15 protein-coding genes are annotated in these 17,012 nt (G+C 43.4%); 5 read left to right on the top strand and 10 right to left on the bottom strand.

Annotated features, from left to right (window positions below; all coding sequences use genetic code 11):
- Positions 1-48 precede the first annotated feature (48 nt).
- The gene (gene galK, locus ACA086_RS06665) at positions 49-1,197 is read left to right on the top strand and encodes a galactokinase (RefSeq protein ID WP_371002570.1); all 1,149 of its coding nucleotides are present in this window, start codon (positions 49-51) and stop codon (positions 1,195-1,197) included.
- 55 nt (positions 1,198-1,252) lie between these two features.
- On the opposite strand, the gene ACA086_RS06660 is transcribed toward galK, so the two are convergent.
- Positions 1,253-2,518, bottom strand: coding sequence for an NAD(P)/FAD-dependent oxidoreductase (locus ACA086_RS06660; protein ID WP_371002569.1), 1,266 nt, complete (start codon positions 2,516-2,518; stop codon positions 1,253-1,255).
- A 174-nt stretch (positions 2,519-2,692) separates the two neighbouring features.
- Between ACA086_RS06660 and ACA086_RS06655 the strand changes: the two genes are divergently transcribed.
- From ACA086_RS06655 to ACA086_RS06645, 3 genes are read left to right on the top strand one after another with little or no spacing between them, the layout of a single operon-like run.
- A complete protein-coding gene (locus ACA086_RS06655; protein ID WP_371002568.1) occupies positions 2,693-3,769 on the top strand; it encodes an NAD(P) transhydrogenase subunit alpha in 1,077 nt (358 codons plus the stop codon).
- 22 nt (positions 3,770-3,791) lie between these two features.
- Positions 3,792-4,103: an NAD(P) transhydrogenase subunit alpha gene (locus tag ACA086_RS06650; protein WP_371002567.1), complete on the top strand. Its 312-nt coding sequence runs from the start codon at positions 3,792-3,794 to the stop codon at positions 4,101-4,103.
- Entirely contained in the window at positions 4,104-5,510 is a 1,407-nt protein-coding gene (locus ACA086_RS06645) for an NAD(P)(+) transhydrogenase (Re/Si-specific) subunit beta (RefSeq protein WP_371002566.1), read from the top strand.
- A 10-nt stretch (positions 5,511-5,520) separates the two neighbouring features.
- Here the strand turns inward: ACA086_RS06645 and ACA086_RS06640 are convergent, their stop codons facing one another.
- From ACA086_RS06640 to ACA086_RS06615, 6 genes are read right to left on the bottom strand one after another with little or no spacing between them, the layout of a single operon-like run.
- Positions 5,521-7,053: a bifunctional GNAT family N-acetyltransferase/carbon-nitrogen hydrolase family protein gene (locus tag ACA086_RS06640; RefSeq protein WP_371002724.1), complete on the bottom strand. Its 1,533-nt coding sequence runs from the start codon at positions 7,051-7,053 to the stop codon at positions 5,521-5,523.
- Positions 7,054-7,107: 54 nt separating this feature from the next.
- The gene (locus tag ACA086_RS06635; RefSeq protein WP_371002565.1) at positions 7,108-8,166 is read right to left on the bottom strand and encodes a mandelate racemase/muconate lactonizing enzyme family protein; all 1,059 of its coding nucleotides are present in this window, start codon (positions 8,164-8,166) and stop codon (positions 7,108-7,110) included.
- The gene (locus ACA086_RS06630; protein WP_371002564.1) at positions 8,166-8,966 is read right to left on the bottom strand and encodes a creatininase family protein; all 801 of its coding nucleotides are present in this window, start codon (positions 8,964-8,966) and stop codon (positions 8,166-8,168) included. The genes ACA086_RS06635 and ACA086_RS06630 overlap by 1 nt, the downstream gene beginning before the upstream one ends.
- A complete protein-coding gene (locus tag ACA086_RS06625; RefSeq protein ID WP_371002563.1) occupies positions 8,947-10,485 on the bottom strand; it encodes a hypothetical protein in 1,539 nt (512 codons plus the stop codon). Before ACA086_RS06625 ends, ACA086_RS06630 begins: the two co-directional genes overlap by 20 nt.
- A 54-nt stretch (positions 10,486-10,539) precedes the next feature.
- Positions 10,540-11,610 carry a DUF1611 domain-containing protein gene (locus ACA086_RS06620; RefSeq protein WP_371002562.1) on the bottom strand — a complete coding sequence of 357 codons (1,071 nt, stop codon included), beginning with the start codon at positions 11,608-11,610 and terminating at the stop codon, positions 10,540-10,542.
- A 10-nt stretch (positions 11,611-11,620) separates the two neighbouring features.
- Positions 11,621-12,682 carry a pyridoxal-phosphate dependent enzyme gene (locus tag ACA086_RS06615; protein ID WP_371002561.1) on the bottom strand — a complete coding sequence of 354 codons (1,062 nt, stop codon included), beginning with the start codon at positions 12,680-12,682 and terminating at the stop codon, positions 11,621-11,623.
- A gap of 230 nt (positions 12,683-12,912) precedes the next feature.
- Here ACA086_RS06615 and cls point away from each other — a divergent pair, with 230 nt between their 5' ends.
- On the top strand, positions 12,913-14,319 hold the full coding sequence (cls, locus tag ACA086_RS06610; protein ID WP_371002560.1) for a cardiolipin synthase: 1,407 nt from the start codon (positions 12,913-12,915) through the stop codon (positions 14,317-14,319).
- Between the two features lie 47 nt (positions 14,320-14,366).
- Here the strand turns inward: cls and ACA086_RS06605 are convergent, their stop codons facing one another.
- From ACA086_RS06605 to ACA086_RS06595, 3 genes are all read right to left on the bottom strand, one after another.
- On the bottom strand, positions 14,367-15,002 hold the full coding sequence (locus ACA086_RS06605; protein WP_371002559.1) for a hypothetical protein: 636 nt from the start codon (positions 15,000-15,002) through the stop codon (positions 14,367-14,369).
- 154 nt (positions 15,003-15,156) lie between these two features.
- Positions 15,157-15,582, bottom strand: a complete 426-nt coding sequence (locus ACA086_RS06600) for a hypothetical protein (RefSeq protein ID WP_371002558.1) — start codon at positions 15,580-15,582, stop codon at positions 15,157-15,159.
- A gap of 63 nt (positions 15,583-15,645) precedes the next feature.
- Complete coding sequence (locus ACA086_RS06595; RefSeq protein WP_371002557.1) at positions 15,646-17,007, bottom strand: MBL fold metallo-hydrolase RNA specificity domain-containing protein; 1,362 nt, start codon at positions 17,005-17,007, stop codon at positions 15,646-15,648.
- Positions 17,008-17,012 lie beyond the last annotated feature (5 nt).

Here is a 17,012-nt window from a genome sequence, read left to right as displayed (position 1 = left end):
ATTTCTCGATGTTTTTCTGCATTTTTGAAGCAGGGAGAATTTTATCCGATGAATCAAAACCTGACACAGCGTGTTCGCTCATCATTTATTGAGGAATTCAGCACTCAACCTTTAATGGTATGGGCTCCGGGACGTATCAATATCATTGGGGAACACACCGATTATAACATGGGGTTCGTGCTACCGGCTGCCATTGACAGGGGGATTGTATTGGCCTTAGAGCGATCTGAAACGGAAGAATGTACTCTGGTAGCTACTGATGTGAAGGAGAGCGTATCGTTTAAATTATCCGGAAATGGATATGAATTTGTTAAAGGTTGGCAAGGCTACTTCCTGGGAATTCTTAAAGAACTTCATAAGTCAGGAATTAAAATTACACCCTTCAACCTGTTATTCAGCGGGGATATTCCGGCCGGGGCCGGACTGTCCTCCTCTGCCGCCATCGAAAATGCTTTTATTTTCTCACTCAACGCACTCTTTGGGCTGGAATTGTCACCAATGGAAATGGTCCGGATATCACATTCGGCTGAGCAAGAATATGTAGGGGTACAATGTGGGATTATGGATCAGTTTGCCAGTATGTTCGGGAAAGAAAATCATGCCATTTTTCTCGATTGCCATTCATTGAAGTCGGAATTGATCCCGTTAAATCAGCATGAATACGAATGGTTACTTATCGACACAAGCGTAAAACACAGTCTTGCAGACAGCGCCTACAATCAAAGACGTAAAAGTTGCGAGGCGGTTGCCCTTGAATTAGGAACTGATTCACTAAGAGAAGTTACAAAGGAGAAACTGGAGCAAATCAGAACACTAATTCCGGGGAAAGATTTCCAAAAGGCCCTATTTGTATTAGAAGAGAACGAACGGGTCATTAAAGCGGTAGAAGCCCTAAGAAAATCCGACTTTAAATCATTGGGAAGATTGATGTACGAGTCTCATCAGGGACTACAATTGCAGTATGAGGTAAGTTGTGAGGAACTCGATTTCCTGGTAGAGATTACCCATGGCCAGGATTGCGTACTGGGGTCGAGAATGATGGGGGGAGGATTTGGCGGATGTACCCTAAATCTTATAAAAAGAGAAGACTGCAATTCTTTTCTAAAAACTGCCTCGAACGAATATGAAAAACGCTTTGGAAAAGCATTTACCTCTTTTACAGTCAATCTTAGTGAAGGCTGCAAACTTATCCTTTAGAACCAATGCTGATCAATTCTTGCAGGACATATTCTCCGACTATAATCAACCTAAATTAGTTTTCTTTTCTTTTATACGGCCTGATGATAAGTCCCAGCGGCCTGTCATAAGTAAAGTAATTGATCATCCAGTCGAAAAAAGCCACTGCCTTATTTCGGAAACCTACTAACGACATGATATGTACAAACATCCAGACCAGCCAGGCGAAGGTTCCCTGAAACTTCCAGATTTTTAAGTCGACCACAGCCTTTCGCCGTCCAATGGTGGCCATTACTCCTTTATCTTTATAAATAAAAGCATTCATCGGCTTTCCGGCCTCTTTTCGCAGAATATTTTTTGCCAGGACTTTACCCTGTTGCTGAGCAACTGGTGCTAACATAGGCAAGCCGCTGGGGTTTTCCCTTGTGATATGGGCTGCTACGTCGCCTATTGCATAAACATTTCTTGTCCCTGTAACCAGATTAAATTCATTAACTGCAATCCGGTTACCGCTTACAATCGCCTTATCCGGCAATCCGGCGATGGGCGCTCCTTTAACGCCGGCAGTCCAGATCACCGTATCGGTCCTGAAGGTACTCTTATCTGCCAGGGTGATCTCCGAACCATCGTAATCCTGTACCCTGGCATTGAGAAATACCTTGATGCCTAGCTGATGGAGGTATTCAAGGCTTTTTTCGGAAGCTTCTTCAGACATTGCCGATAATAAGGCGGGTGAAGCTTCATATAAATTTATACTCATTCTGGATAGATCGAGATCAGGAAAGTCCTTAGGTAAGACATAGCGTTTCATTTCAGCCAGGGCGCCTGCCAATTCAATTCCTGCCGGTCCTCCTCCGACAATGGCAATATTCATGATCTCGTCCAGGGGTTCATTATTCACATTCGCCAGGGCTTTCTCGAGATTTTGAAAAATAAAACTCCTTAAGTTAAGGGCTTCCGGGATCGACTTCAGGGTAAGTAACTGGTCTTTTTTAGCTTCGAAGTTAAAGTAGTTATTCTGACTCCCTGTAGCGATGACCAGATAGTCATACCTAATGTCGCCTATACTTGTCCTCAACCGCATTTCCTCAGCTAAAACCTCCTGTACTTCGGCCATCCTGAAGGTGATATTATTGTTATTCCTGAATATTCTTCTCACCGGGTATGCAATACTACCAGGCTCTAAGCCCCCGGTGGCCACCTGATACATCAGGGGCTGAAAATTGTGGTAATTGTGTTTATCTATAAGGAGTACGTCGATCTTTTTGTTTCTCAGCACTTTAGCAAACTCAATACCGCCAAATCCGGCACCTATAATCACTACTTTGGGTCTTTTTTCCATACTTTACCTGAATATATCCCAGTCTTTTAAAGGTATTATTATTTCCATATGATCGAAAAGAAAACAAAACGATTTACTTATTCTCATTTAATTTCGATTGATCGAAGTCCGATTTCCATTTTTCTGTTTCCGATATTATAATTACATTGAGGAAGCTTACAAGTTTTACATCTAATGATCATAGGAATTCTGAAGGAACAAGCTGATAACCGAGTTGCTCTTGTCCCAAAAACGCTTAAGAAATTCAACGTAGAATATATCGAATTCCGGATCGAAAAAGGCGCCGGTTTACTGGCGAGTTATCCTGACGAGAAATACGAAAAATACGCAACAGTTTCAGACCGGGAGTCTGTACTGAAGCACTCCGATATTTTAGTAACCATCAATCCAATATCGGAAAAAGAGCTACAATTAATTAAAAAAGGAGCCCTTTTAGTGGCCATTTTTTCTCCCTTCAACAATTCCGAATTAATTGCACAAATAAAAGAAGCAGGACTGCAGGCATCTAGTCTGGATATGATTCCAAGGACTACGATTGCCCAGACGATGGATATTTTATCTTCCATGGCATCCATCGCGGGATACAGGGCTGTTTTACTTGCTGCTATGGAATCACCGGGATTCTTTCCCATGATGATCACTGCAGCCGGGAGTATTAAACCCTCTAAAGTACTGGTTTTGGGGGCGGGAGTTGCCGGTCTGCAGGCCATAGCCACTGCGCGTAGACTTGGGGCCATCGTTGAAGCATTCGACGTGAGGGCGGCGGCTCAGGAGGAGGTAGAAAGCCTGGGGGCCAAGTTTGTAGAAGTACCTGGAGCTATTGACAAACGGGATGCGGGTGGTTATGCTGTTGAGCAAACTGCCGAGTTTATAGAAAGACAGCAGCAGGAAGTGCAAAAACGGGCTGCTTCATCTGACGTTGTTATAACCACCGCTCAGATCCTGGGCAAAAAAGCACCGGTCTTACTTACAAAGGAAACCGTAGAAAAGATGAAACCGGGAACTATCGTAATTGACCTGGCAGCCTCATCAGGAGGGAATTGTGAACTTAGTGAGCCTGGCAAAACCGTTAACCACAAGGGTGTGAAAATTATCGGTAATTCAAATCTTGCATCAGAGATGCCCAGGGACGCCAGTTTTTTTTACAGCAATAATGTGGCTAGCTATCTGAAGTTGCTCATAAAAGATGGGCAACTACATCTCGATTTCAATAATGAAATTATAGAAAAAACCATATTGACAAAAAGCTAAGACAGATTCAAATTCTCTGCTTATGGAAAATATTTTACTCTTTTTAGATAATAACCTCTTATTGATCTACCTGTTGATCTTTACCATTATCCTCGGGTTTGAACTGATCTCTAACGTTCCCTCAATTCTTCATACACCACTCATGTCCGGAGCTAATGCCATTAGCGGGGTAGTCATTATTGGTGCCATTCTGCTTATCCGCAATGCTGATCCATCAGATTATCTTACCCTATGCCTGGGAGCCCTTGGTGTTATTCTTGGAACCGTCAATGTCGTTGGTGGGTTTGCTGTGACTAACAGAATGCTCAAAATGTTCAATAAAAAGAAAAAATAGATGCTAATTACCGCTGTTAATCTGTCATATCTGCTTGGAGCGACTGCTTTTGTAATTGGCCTTCGTCAAATGAGCACCCCCGATACTGCAAGGAAGGGAAATCTGCTGGCCACAATCGGTATGGCGATTGCCATTCTGGCAACGCTCTTCCTGCCTATCACTGGTGCAGACAACAACTACATTTGGATATTCGGAGCTATGACGATTGGGGGCGTTATTGGCTATATCAGCGCGATCAGGATTGAAATGACGGCTATGCCTCAAATGGTTTCGGTCTTTAATGGTCTGGGGGGAGCTTGTGCCGTTGTGCTTGCCTTTACTGAACTGGTACAGATTGCTGACGGCAGGATAGAAGCCTCATTAGCCCAACTTCTGATCCTTTTACTTACGCTGCTTATTGGTGCTGTTGCTTTTACCGGGAGTATGCTGGCTTATGGAAAACTGCAGGGCCTTATAGATGACCGTAAAGTGACCCTGCCAAAGCACAATATACTCAACATAGCTATCCTGGCCATCCTATTAGTCCTTTGTGTTTATGTTCTTTCTATGGGTAGCCGGCCCGGCTTATTCTGGATCTCATCTATCCTGGTGATTGCCCTCTTATACGGTTTTTCTTTTGTCGCTCCTATAGGGGGCGCAGATATGCCTGTGGTTATTTCCCTGCTTAATGCCTTTACGGGATTGTCTGCCGCCGCCGCTGGGCTGATATACGATAATAACATTATGCTTGTTGGTGGGATTTTAGTAGGGTCGGCAGGGATCATCCTCACTATAGTTATGTGCAAGGCGATGAACCGATCTCTCTTCAATGTCCTCATCGGCGGATTTGGAGATAACCACAAAAGCAAAAAACAAGAAGGTGAAGCGCAACTGGCCAAAGAAATTACTTGCTCAGACCTCTCCGTGCAATTGTTTTACTCCAATACAGTCCTGGTGGTACCGGGATATGGCCTTGCGGTAGCCCAGGCCCAGAAAGTAGTAAAGAGGATGGATAATTTGTTGTCTGCAAATGGTGTTGATGTTAAATACGCCATACATCCTGTTGCAGGTCGGATGCCGGGCCATATGAACGTACTACTCGCAGAAGCCGATGTGCCTTACCCAAAACTACTCGACATGGAGGACGCAAATGAGGCAATGGCAAATACCGATATGGTCATTGTTATCGGGGCCAACGACGTAGTCAACCCTGCCGCTTACGATGATCCTGCGAGTCCGGTATACGGCATGCCTGTGATCGACGTATGGGAAGCAAAAAATGTTGTGGTGATGAAACGTAGTATGAGTCCGGGATATGCCGGAATCCAGAATCAACTATTCTTCCACCACAAGACTAAAATGCTCTTTGGAGATGCTAAGAACACCCTTGAGCAGCTTAATGATGAATTAAAAACCCTGGAGAGCTAATACAGATAGTTTAGTCCTTGCTCCTGCGTTTCAATTCAAAGACATCCTTCCTTCTGTCTCTGAGATTTCTTACGGCCCCGAACTGGTTGAGCTCCCTCAACAGGTCGATGTCTACGTCCGCAATGAGGATCATTTCAGTATTCGGCGTTGCCTCTGCCTTGATCCCATTGGTAGGAAAGGAAAAATCACAGGGAGTAAATACCATGGATTGGGCAAATTGAATATCCATGTTGTGAACATTCGGCAGGTTTCCAACACTTCCTGCAATGGCCACATAACATTCATTTTCTATGGCCCGTGCCTGGGCGCAATGTCGAACCCTTGAGAAACCATTCTGTGTGTCGGTGAGAAAGGGAATAAACAGTATATCCATACCCTCATCGGCCAGTAACCTGCTCAATTCGGGAAATTCAGAATCATAGCAGATCAGTACGCCTATTTTTCCACAATCCGTATCAAAGGTCCTGAGATCATTTCCACCCTGCATACCCCAGACCTTGGCCTCATCAGGAGTGACATGAATTTTTTCATACCTTTCCGTACTCCCGTCTCTTCTGCATAGATAACCCGCATTGACCAGTTTTCCATCTTTTAACTCGGGCATGCTGCCTGTAATGATGTTGATATTATAGGAAATCGAAAATTCAGAAAATTTCTTTACAATATCATCCGTGTGTTTGGCGAGTTCCCTGATGGCCTGGGACTCTGGCATATGGTTGTTCTCAGCCATTAGAGGAGCATTGAAAAACTCAGGAAAAAGTGCAAAATCAGAACGATAGCCGGCAACAGCATCAATAAAATACTCAGCTTGTTGCAGCAATTCGTCCAGATCTTTATACGGTCTCATCTGCCATTGAATCAGCCCTAGTCTGATCGTCTTCTTTTTGCTCGACGCCTTTTTATTAGGTTTCTCGTAGTAGATATTATCCCATTCCATCAGAACAGCGAATTCATTGGAGGCTTCGTCTCCTTCAAGGTATCCTTTGATGATCCTTGCCGGATGAAAATCGTTGGAGATCTGAAAATTCAGAACGGGATCCTGTATTTCCTTCCTCCGCACTTTCTGGATATATTCCTTGGGCGAGAGTTCATCAGAATACTTATGATAATTTGGCATACGACCACCAAAAGCCACACCTTTTAAGTTCAGGCGCTCACACAAATCCTTTCGATAATCATAAAGTCGTCTCCCCAGGCGAAGGCCCCTGAATTCTGGTTTGATAAAAACATCAATGCCATAGAGTATATCTCCATCTGCGGTATGAGTTTTAAAAGTATAATCCCCGGTAATATCTTTATAGGTGTGATCCACGTCGAAATTACTGTAATCCACGATAATGGAAAGGGCCGTTCCTGCCAATTCCCCATTGATCTTAATGACCACCTGTCCTTCGGGGAATATATCTATCAGCTTTTGAATGTGGTGTTCCCTCCAGTAGGCATCAGGCATTGATGAATAGGCTTCTATCATAGCGTCTTTTAGCTTCTGATAGTCTTCCATCCTCAGGTATTCCAATTCGATATTCTCTATATCAATCACAATTTTTTTTCTTTAGGTGTATAAAAATAATGCTAATTCCCCTCCATTATGAAGATACTATCCGATATATCCAAGTCCGGGAGCCTCTGAAGGGTATAAAATTCCTTTTTTAAGTTCAAAAAGTCCCTGAAAGGGATCGTTTTGGAGGTCGAGATGACCATCGAGATCAGCAAAATGAATATTGGGTCTGGAGAGGGCAAAATGGAGTCCGGCCGAGATCCCCAAAGCGCATTCATCCAGGCATCCTACCATGGCTTCTAGTCCGGCTGATTTAGCCACAGAGTTGATATGCATACCTTCCAGTATGCCACCAACTTTCATCAGTTTGATATTGATCATATCGATCTGTTCTTTCTGTGCCAACCTGAAAGCATCGTCGAGGGTTTTCAGGCTTTCATCGGCCATAACAGGTATTCCTACAGCATGGGTAACCGCTCCCAATTGCTGATCGCCCTTGGTTTTGGTTGGTTGTTCAAAGATCTGAATGCCAATATGTTCCGTAGCTTTGACAAAAGCAATTGATTCTTCAACACTGTACCCCTGATTTCCATCGAACCTCAAACCAATCCCGGGATATTTTTCCCTCAAGTTTATCATTTTTGCGATGTCCTCCTCCAAAATGAGGCCCCCTTTTATTTTGAGGATCCCAAAGTCCCTGTCAACATACTCTTTTGCCATGGCCAGGGTCTTTTCAAGATCCATAATCCCGATGGTAATACTGGTAGGGATGGAATATCTGTAGCCCCCAAGAAATTGATAGAGCGGCAGGTCAGTCTTCTTGGCCATTAGATCAAGCAGTGCCATATCCACCATAGCCATTAAAGAGGATTGTTCAGGACACAGAAGTAGTAGCTCTTCCAGTATCTTAGGATACATATAAGGCCTATGGCCCTTCAACAGGGGTAAAACATGTTTTTGAATCGACTTCTCAACCATTTCAGCCGATTCCCCGGTTACCTCAAGATCGGGTGCTGCACAGCCGTAACCTACAAGGGAAGTATCAGTCTCCAGTTTCAGGATAAAATTGCTGGCATGAGTAACCGTTTCGTACGCAATGGTATACGGAACTGATAAAGAAAGGTCTAACCTTTCGTAAGAGACCCGGGTAATTTTCATCAATAGCGTTTTTGGTAAAGATCATCCAGGGTGGAATCTTTTATGGATTCTACAAAGTTCACCATATGGTGTATCATGAGTTCCCACATTTTTTTCCCTTTTTCAGCCGATGCTTTTGTTGCGTCTCCCATCACCCCGCTCTCGGAGATCTTGTTGGTACGAACGTACCAGTTTACCCCCTGATCATTGTCAAAATCGAGAAACTTACTGCCAAATTCCAGGGTTTGGTTTATGGCTTTGTCCATTTGCACCATTTCAGGCCTGATTGCAAGGGTGGTACTGGTTTCTATTTCCCCGGCATGAATATCGTTTGGGGTATCTATGAGTTTGTATAAGGCTACATCACTGGTTTCACCTGTATCTACGCAAACAAATATCTTGGCGTCTCTGTTAATCATCTGGGCCGCATAATGAAGCGTAGGAGCATTATCTCCGTGTCCGTTTAGGATAATAATCTTTTTAATCCCATTCCGCGCAAGGTTCATCCCTATGTCGTATACAAATCGAGACAAGGCATCATTGGTTACACTTAAGGTGCCCTTAAAATCCTCGTGGTGGTAAGACACACCGTATGGAATAGGGGGTAACACAAAAGGCTTTGGATCACTACAGGCTTCTGCAACCTTGTACGCCATATATTTAGCATCGTAGTAATCTATATCAACGGGCAAATGAGGCCCGTGTTGTTCTATAGCCCCGCAGGGTAAAATTGCAGTATCGACCTTTTTCAAATATTCTTCTATCTCCGGCCAGGTCATTTCTTCCCACATAAAAGTGGACTTATGTTGTTTTGTACTCATCTTTTTTTCTTAAAAAATAAGGCTGTTTAAGGTAGTCCTTATCGGGTGTAAATGTATACCATTTGCCCTTGCGTTGTACAACGCTGCCTTCTGAATATTTTGCCAAAATTTTATACAGGGGTTCCCTGATATAAAGCGGAAGATCTTCACTATTGCTCCGTTCAAGATCGAACCTCAGGGAAACGATTTCAGGATACTCCCTGGCCAGCTTTTTACTGTGTTCGGTCGCTTTTAAATGACCTTTAGAAAGCAGCAGATAGTACAAATGCGCCGCATCGCTTCCCAGTTGCTTAACCCCTTTTTTCTCAAGGGCATCTAATCCCATTTTGATCTGATGCTCAGTATAGCCACATCTTTTCGGATCCTCGTCCAGGGCCATCAGCATGCCGATGATCCTACGGCATTTCTCGCATGCCCCGCAAGGTAACATTCGGCCATTGTCTTCATGCGCTGCATGGCAAGACACCTGCTGTTGTTGTAATTTGGGGTATCGTTTTACCAGTACTTTTAAAATCAGCAGTTCGGAGAGGGATCGCAGGATGGAGTATTGTTTAAAATTCCATCCTTTTTTGAGGTAATATCGCGTAAGGGCATTGTCAAAATATTTACTTTGATCATAGAGGCCGTGATAATGGGTAATTCCCTTATAGTTGCCTTTTACGGTTGTATCGTATTCATTACCAATAAGAATATTTCCGGCTTCCCGTTTCATTGCAACAGGAAGTGTTCCAAACAGGAATACCGCTACGGTCCATAGCCTGATGGGATATATATCGGCCCTGATCTGCTGGAAATTCTCCTTAATAAATGGCATCTGCTTTACCATCCAGTTAAAGATTCGGTCGCTATTGCACCAGGGTTTAACCGTATTTGGTTCAATTTCCTGATAGTATTGGTGGGCATTTACCGCCGTGAACCAATGCCTGCCAGCTTCATTGATAAAGACCGGATGAGCAACTCCCAGCTCTTTTATAATGCCATAAGTAAGCAGACTGTCTTTTCCACCACTACTGAGAATGACATATTCATTCTCGGATGGACTGAGATTTGCTTTCTCTATTGCAAGAGCTGGGTAGGCTGTATTTCTGAATGTTAGCTTTGCGGCAGTATAAGCAGGTCGTTTTTCATGTTCAAGATTATCGAAAGGCGGTTTTAGGAATTCGTTTTTACTATAAAATTTCAATACAAGGATCTCTCTCGACGTATTTTCCATCATCTCCTTCAGAAACCTTTGATCTACCTCATCATACAAGCCATCAAACACGATTTCCTGGCAAAACAGACCGTAATTCAGCGCAACCTGAGCCAGCATCATGGAAGCCATGTTTACATCTCTGGCCCTGGTTTTGTCAAAATATATTGAATTATAGGTGTAAATCAACTGATTACTGACACTACTCCCGTCTTTGTGAATCACCGTATAGGTCGCCTTTACCCTTTTAGGCTCAACTGTCACTTCATGAACCAGCAATTTTTGAAATACTACTAAATCGTTTATACCAGACTTGCTTTTCACCATTACTTTTTTGATTCCCTACAATTAGGAAGGATTTGTTCTTTCTTACTATTTTATTCAGATTTTGCTTCTGAGCAGTTCTACCAAGGGTTCTGCCCCAAATGCCAGTACATCATAAGCCGGAATTCCGGTTTCTGCGGTAATCGCTTTACAAGCTGGCTCGATCTCCTCCGGTTCCATATCTTCGTGGTTAACTGTTATGGCGATGACCTTCTTTCCTGAGATCACTTCCAGGGCGTGGATCTGCTCGGGGAGCGAGTGCAAACGATATCCTGGAAATCCATCGTATTCTTTTCTCTTTGGGGCGTGTTGCAGGATTACATAATCCGGTCGGCCTGCCGCCAGGATCTCAAACCCTCCGGGATATGCCGGGTTCATCAAACTACCCTGCCCTTCGATCACGATCACATCGGGTTTTTCATTTTTCCATGCACTTACCACGGCATGTTCGATCTCTCCTGAGACAAAATCGTTGATACAGCTATCCATGATCATGCTGTACTTTGCGCCCTGCATCCAGCCGGTCTGACCAGTCCCTATCATTTCAGCTTTTAACCCCGCTTTGCGAAAGGCGTGCACAAGGATCCAGGCCGTGGTCCTCTTGCCAATGGCAGAGTCTGTGCCAAGAACAGCGAGTTTTAAACAGGAAACTTTCTCTATTTCTCCGGTAAAGAAATGTAGCTTATCCCTGTCGGGCGTTTTTCTTACATCCCGTACCCTGCATCCTTTTTCCCTGGCAATCTTCATAAGGGCTTCATCGTTGGTCAGGAAGTCGTGCAACCCACTGTCCAAATTCCAACCCAGATTCAGGGCGGCCATTATAGTCTTTTTAGCCTCTACAGGCAAGCGGCCCCCGTCGGGTGCAAGCCCGATTACAAGGCTTTTTGGAAAATTCTCACTCCCTTCCAGTGCCTTCACAGCACTATGTATATCACTAAAGACCGGAATGCCGCTTGTTTTGCGATCAAGCACTTCCCCGGCATCTTTTCCTGCATATCGACTATCAAGGACTCCGACCACATTGTATCTTTCTGTAAATCGTACAAGACCGTGGGCCGTTTTCCCATTAGGGGTATTGAAAGCCCCTTCGCAATAGACCAGGGCATTTCCATCTATGGATTTTTTCATTTGTTTAATTTTAATTTTTGGCAGTTAGTACTGCCACATATCTATCTGGTTCCATCTGTTCTCTTTCATGGATCTCCAGCAAGGCTATTAGTCCGGCCGTAGAAGCCGGTAGGATCCTGAATCCCTCTTTTTTTTGCAGTAAGCTGCTCATTTCCTTTAGCTTTTTATCACTAACATTAACAGCTTCTCCACCGGATTCCCTCAAAGCGTAAAGGGCCTCTTCCCCGTCAAAACTATGCCAGTTGATCAAGGGTTCATTGTATTTTGTTTCTCTGATATTAGCTGGTTCAAGGTCTTTACAGAAATCTAATCCTTTTTTAAACGACTGCACAATAGGGTTTTTATAGGAGGAGGAAGCGGCAATCATTTTAGGGATTCTTGAGGTCTTACCCCTTTTGTACAAACTCACAAATCCCCTGTAGATTCCGGCCATTAATGTTCCGTTGGAAACCGGAACTGCACAGTATTTTGGGGCATCACCCAGATCCTCAAAGATCTCATTGGCAATCTGAGCGTAGGAAGAGATCTGCAAGGGTGTATTTGCCCCGCCGGGATTGGCATCGTACCATTCGTTCTGCGCGGCCAGCTTGCTGCTTTCAGACACCACGTCTTCATAACTTCCCGGCAACCTGATGATCTCGGCATTCAGGGAGCGCATTTCTTCAACCCGTTCTGTATGGTAGGTCTCCGGGATATAAATCTTACAGTGGATGCCGGCCAGATTTGCTGCCAGGGCTACTGCCACTCCGTAATTGCCACAAGTGGCCAGACTTACCACATCAAAATTACGACGCAGCGCATCGTACACCTGAGCAAAGGCAATGCGGTCTTTCTGGGTTCCTGTAGGATTATCACCTTCGTACTTGATATAAAGTTGGCGGATATTAAACTCCCGTTCCAGGGCCTTTGCCCTGTTCAGTGCAGTGTCACCTACCTCAAGATTGAGAATATCTTCAAAACTCTCCAGTCGATCTGTTATGGATTTACTCTTATCCTTAACAAATTCACTCAGTTTCCTGGTTTCAGAGGACACTTTATTTTCTGCCGTTTTAACGCCATCGCGTAAATTCATAACCCACTTTTGTTTAACCCTTTAGTATACTAAATCGTTCTTATATCGCGAAGCAATATTAGTGTTTATTTCGATGTCCATTCTTAAATATTTTTCACTGAATATCAGCAATTTACCCACTACTTTGATTGCTTATAAGTAAGAATTCACAGAGATCCCTACTCTATTTGTCAATATTCTGTATTACTTTTAAGCAGCAGGGAGCACACTTAATAAATTTCCCCGGCACTATGCTTGTATTTGCCCTGGTTACACTTTATATCTTAATCGCCCTGGTTCTGGTGATTGGTCTACTGATTAACGGGGTGAAACCTTCCAAAACCCTGGCCTGGCTCCTGGCCATTTTTACCATTCCTGTGGGGGGAATTCTTCTTTACATTATGCTAGGACGCAACCGAAGGAAGAAAAGACTTTCACGCCTTAGAAAGGACGCTCTGCAAATACCTTCTTTTCCGAATTCCATTTTGCAAAATACTTCCAGTCCTAAGTACAGGAAATTGATGACCCTGATTGAGTCTGTGAGTGATTTCGCTCCTACCGATAAGAACGCTGTGACCCTCCTGGAAGATGGCAAACTTACATTTCACAATATTTTCAAGGCCATGGAAATGGCTGAAAAATATATTTATCTACAGTACTATATTTTTGAGGAGGGGGAGCTAACAACAAAACTGCTTTGGCTTTTAGAGAAAAAGGTAAAAGACGGAGTAACGGTAAAATTGATCTACGACGGGGTTGGGAGTTATACGTTGAGCAGATCCTATATTAAAAAATTAAAAGCGATTGGGGTGGAAGTTTACCCATTTCTACCATTCCGATTTGGGCGATTCCTCTCATCCCTGAATTACAGAAATCATCGTAAAATCACCATAATTGACGGGAAAATCGCCTTTACCGGAGGAATGAACATCTCTGACCGCTATTTTAAGGGAGACCCAAATTTGGGCAGGTGGCACGACATGCATCTGGCTATCAAAGGACCTGCCGTAGCCTATATGGAGCATATTTTTGTGTCTGACTGGTTTATGGTTACTGAGAAAAAAATCGACTTTGAGATCTGTTCTGCGGAAGCAGCCGATGGCAAGGAAAATACTTTAGTACAGATGGTGCCCAGTGGTCCTGATGATGTTTTCCCCAATATCGAGCAATCCTACCTGGTGATCATCAATGAGGCGAGGAAATATCTCTATATCGTCAATCCTTATATCATCCCAAGTGGTGAGATACTCAAGGCTCTTCAGATCGCAGCTTTGAGTGGAGTGGATGTTCGACTGCTTATTTCGGCGCAAAGCGATAGTAAACTTGTAGACTGGACAGTGCGATCTTATTTCGATTCATTTCTGAAGGCGGGTATACGGATTTTTCTTTTTCCCCACGGCTTTCTCCACTCCAAAATTCTGATTAGTGACGATGATGTGGCATCAGTGGGAACGGCAAATATTGATGTGCGGAGTTTTGAACACAACTATGAGGTCAACGCCTTACTTTACGATTCCCGAATTGCCAAAACGCTGAAGGAAAATTTTATTAAAGATTGTGGGGAGAGCAGGGAACTGATAGCTGAAGAATATTACGAAAGACCTCTGTTCCACAAAATCAAAGAAGGATTGGCCCGAATTTTTGCCCCACTTTTATAGTAGTCACAAATGGGTCGATCTTGGTACTTATTATTCAGTAATTGATTTTAATTCTTTTTCCTGAAAATAAGTTCTTCCATCTCCATAGCCGAGACCACCAGATCTGTGTACTCTTCTATTGTCTTTTCAGCTTCAATAGGATCGGGTACTTCCAGAACTCCCTGCCAAATGAGATCTCTTTCCTTATCCACACATATACAAAATAGTGAGGTTTCAACGAAGTAGACCGTAAATTGCTCGTAGTATTCATCCTCGTAATAAATGTTCTGATGCCCCAGATAATCCTCTTTGAACCTTGCATTATTGCGATCGAGTTCCGATAATTTTCTTGAAAGAGTCTGTCTGTTCTCAGAACCTAATATCTTTGTGAAGAGAATAGCATCAAAATCCTTGTCGAGTAACCTGCGTTCTACATCATCAAGATCTGATTCTGTCCTTACGGAGTTTGTGAAATCCACATCGAAAAGATCAATACTCCTCATTGCTTCAACACCGTGATCGGTAAATTTCTTTAGCATCTCAGTTTCAAATTCAATTCGGGAATCCTCGTTTGGAGTCATCCCCACAATCAATACCTTATTCGCATCGAAAATAACTATATCCGGATTTTTCCAGGTACTGACAATCTCGGCTTCCGAACATGCTAAGATCAATACTAAAAATATCCAATACATATTTTTCATGACTTCATTTTTAAATCCCAAACCCGCCGGAACATGATTATATATCCCTAGAAAATGAGATGATCCCCGGAATTCAGGGGCTACAGATTTACTTCACCTCTGCAAATTACACGGATTGACAAATTTCTCCTATGATAAATATCATACGCGCGAGCTAACGATCCTTCCTGTGCCTTTTCTTCAGGACCTTTTGACCGTAAGAAAATATATTGGCCTTTAAATCCTGAAAATGGGCCATACAACCCTCCATCTGATGTTTTAGGGTCATGTGCTGCTTCTTATAGGCAGCATCAAGCGTATCGCTTGAAATTTCCAATAACCCACTCATTTTATTCTCGTGTTCCTGTAAAGCTTGCCTCAAAACCTTACACTTCTTTTTTGAAACTACCATATCCTTCTGGTGTCCCTGTAGAGTTTCAAATAAGGCAGGCGTATCGGGTTCAAAAACATAAGAATGCAACAGATGATCAAAAAAACCAATCTCATCCGCAGTAAAGTCGAGTTGCGAAATCCACTCTCTGGACTCCTGGTGCAGGACATCTAAACCAATGTCGTCATATGCTACTCCTTCTTCTTCCATTTTTCCTGATTTTATGTTGTTATAAACTGTATATTTTTTTTATATCGAAATAGTTTTACCTCATTACCATAAAGTCACAGACTCGTGTAATTCCGGAATGCGCACCGACCAACCATAAGTAGCTTCAATTTTTTCCCTAAAGACCTCCATAGCTGTCATTTCGCCATGTATTAAAAAAACCTGTTCCGGAATATTCCGGATTTCTTTGAGCCAGGATATGAGTTCCTCCTGATCTGCATGGGCTGAAAGACTCTCCAAATGAACAACTGAGGCTTCAACCTGGTAGAACTTCCCATAGATTTTCAGCTGCCTCTCCCCTTCCAACAACTTTCTTCCCCGGGTTCCTTCTGCCTGGTATCCTACCAGGAGAATGGTGGTGTTATTCTTCTCGAGTTTTTTTGTCAGGTAGGTCAGAATACGTCCTCCGGTGAGCATCCCGCTCCCGGCTATCACAATTTTAGGTCGGGGATCATCTATGGTTTTCCAGGTATCCCTGTAGCTGCTTACCAGGGTCATGTGTTTGCACATGGCCTTAAAATCGGGTTCTGAAAGTTTATGCCATGCAGGATATTCCCTGAAGACATTTAAGACATCAGTTCCCATAGGACTATCGATAAAAATGGGTATCCCCGGAATACGATTTTTCTGATACAATCTCCACAGAATAAACATGAGTAATTGCAATCTTTCAACGGCAAATGAAGGGATGAGAAGCGTGCCTTCCTCCCTAATTGTCTTTTGAACCAGATCAATCAGCAAGCTTTCAAGGTCCTCATCGGGGTGTAATCTGTCTCCATAGGTACTTTCGAGAAACAGATAGTCGGCCCAGCGAGGAATTTCCGGGTCTTTCAAAAGCAAGTCATCCGGCCTTCCGATATCTCCTGAAAAAAGAAAGTCCTTCCCTCCTGCGCTTACTGTGATATAGCTAGCTCCAAGAATATGCCCATTATGGGTGTACTTCACTTTAACCTCATGTCCAAGGTCCTGCCATTGATCTAGGGGTACACTGCTAAAGCGACTGATGATCTCCTCTGCTTCCTCAAGCGTGTAGAAGGGCAGAGCAGGGTGGTGTTTCGAATAGCCTTCTTTATTGGCCTTTTCGGCTTCTTCTTCGTGTATTTTAGCGCTATCTCTGAGAATTATTTCGGTGATAGCCAAGGTTGGAGCTGTTCCCAGTATTTTACCTTTAAAACCTTGATTCAGGAGTCGTGGCAAATAACCAGTATGGTCTAAATGTCCATGTGTTAGCAAAACATATTTAACCGATGGTATATCTACCTCTAATGGTTGCCAATTCAGTTCTCTCAGTTCTTTAAGGCCCTGGAACATCCCGCAATCGATCAGAATATCGAGCTCATTGTAAGACAAATGAAATTTTGAACCTGTTACGGTTTGAGCAGCCCCTAAAAACTTGATCCTTACCATCGTAA

This window comes from Muriicola sp. E247, assembly GCF_041358175.1.
Taxonomy (GTDB): Bacteria; Bacteroidota; Bacteroidia; order Flavobacteriales; family Flavobacteriaceae; genus Muriicola.
This window is presented reverse-complemented; position numbering and strand designations above follow the sequence as displayed.

What these genes read in the sequence shown, in the direction of transcription:
- galK (WP_371002570.1), top strand. Translation starts at nt 49, where the DNA reads ATGAATCAAAACCTGACACAGCGTGTTCGCTCATCATTTATTGAGGAA.
- ACA086_RS06660 (WP_371002569.1), bottom strand. Translation starts at nt 2,518, where the DNA reads ATGGAAAAAAGACCCAAAGTAGTGATTATAGGTGCCGGATTTGGCGGT.
- ACA086_RS06655 (WP_371002568.1), top strand. Translation starts at nt 2,693, where the DNA reads ATGATCATAGGAATTCTGAAGGAACAAGCTGATAACCGAGTTGCTCTT.
- ACA086_RS06650 (WP_371002567.1), top strand. Translation starts at nt 3,792, where the DNA reads ATGGAAAATATTTTACTCTTTTTAGATAATAACCTCTTATTGATCTAC.
- ACA086_RS06645 (WP_371002566.1), top strand. Translation starts at nt 4,104, where the DNA reads ATGCTAATTACCGCTGTTAATCTGTCATATCTGCTTGGAGCGACTGCT.
- ACA086_RS06635 (WP_371002565.1), bottom strand. Translation starts at nt 8,166, where the DNA reads ATGAAAATTACCCGGGTCTCTTACGAAAGGTTAGACCTTTCTTTATCA.
- ACA086_RS06630 (WP_371002564.1), bottom strand. Translation starts at nt 8,966, where the DNA reads ATGAGTACAAAACAACATAAGTCCACTTTTATGTGGGAAGAAATGACC.
- ACA086_RS06625 (WP_371002563.1), bottom strand. Translation starts at nt 10,485, where the DNA reads ATGGTGAAAAGCAAGTCTGGTATAAACGATTTAGTAGTATTTCAAAAA.
- ACA086_RS06620 (WP_371002562.1), bottom strand. Translation starts at nt 11,610, where the DNA reads ATGAAAAAATCCATAGATGGAAATGCCCTGGTCTATTGCGAAGGGGCT.
- ACA086_RS06615 (WP_371002561.1), bottom strand. Translation starts at nt 12,682, where the DNA reads ATGAATTTACGCGATGGCGTTAAAACGGCAGAAAATAAAGTGTCCTCT.
- cls (WP_371002560.1), top strand. Translation starts at nt 12,913, where the DNA reads ATGCTTGTATTTGCCCTGGTTACACTTTATATCTTAATCGCCCTGGTT.
- ACA086_RS06605 (WP_371002559.1), bottom strand. Translation starts at nt 15,002, where the DNA reads ATGAAAAATATGTATTGGATATTTTTAGTATTGATCTTAGCATGTTCG.
- ACA086_RS06600 (WP_371002558.1), bottom strand. Translation starts at nt 15,582, where the DNA reads ATGGAAGAAGAAGGAGTAGCATATGACGACATTGGTTTAGATGTCCTG.
- ACA086_RS06595 (WP_371002557.1), bottom strand. Translation starts at nt 17,007, where the DNA reads ATGGTAAGGATCAAGTTTTTAGGGGCTGCTCAAACCGTAACAGGTTCA.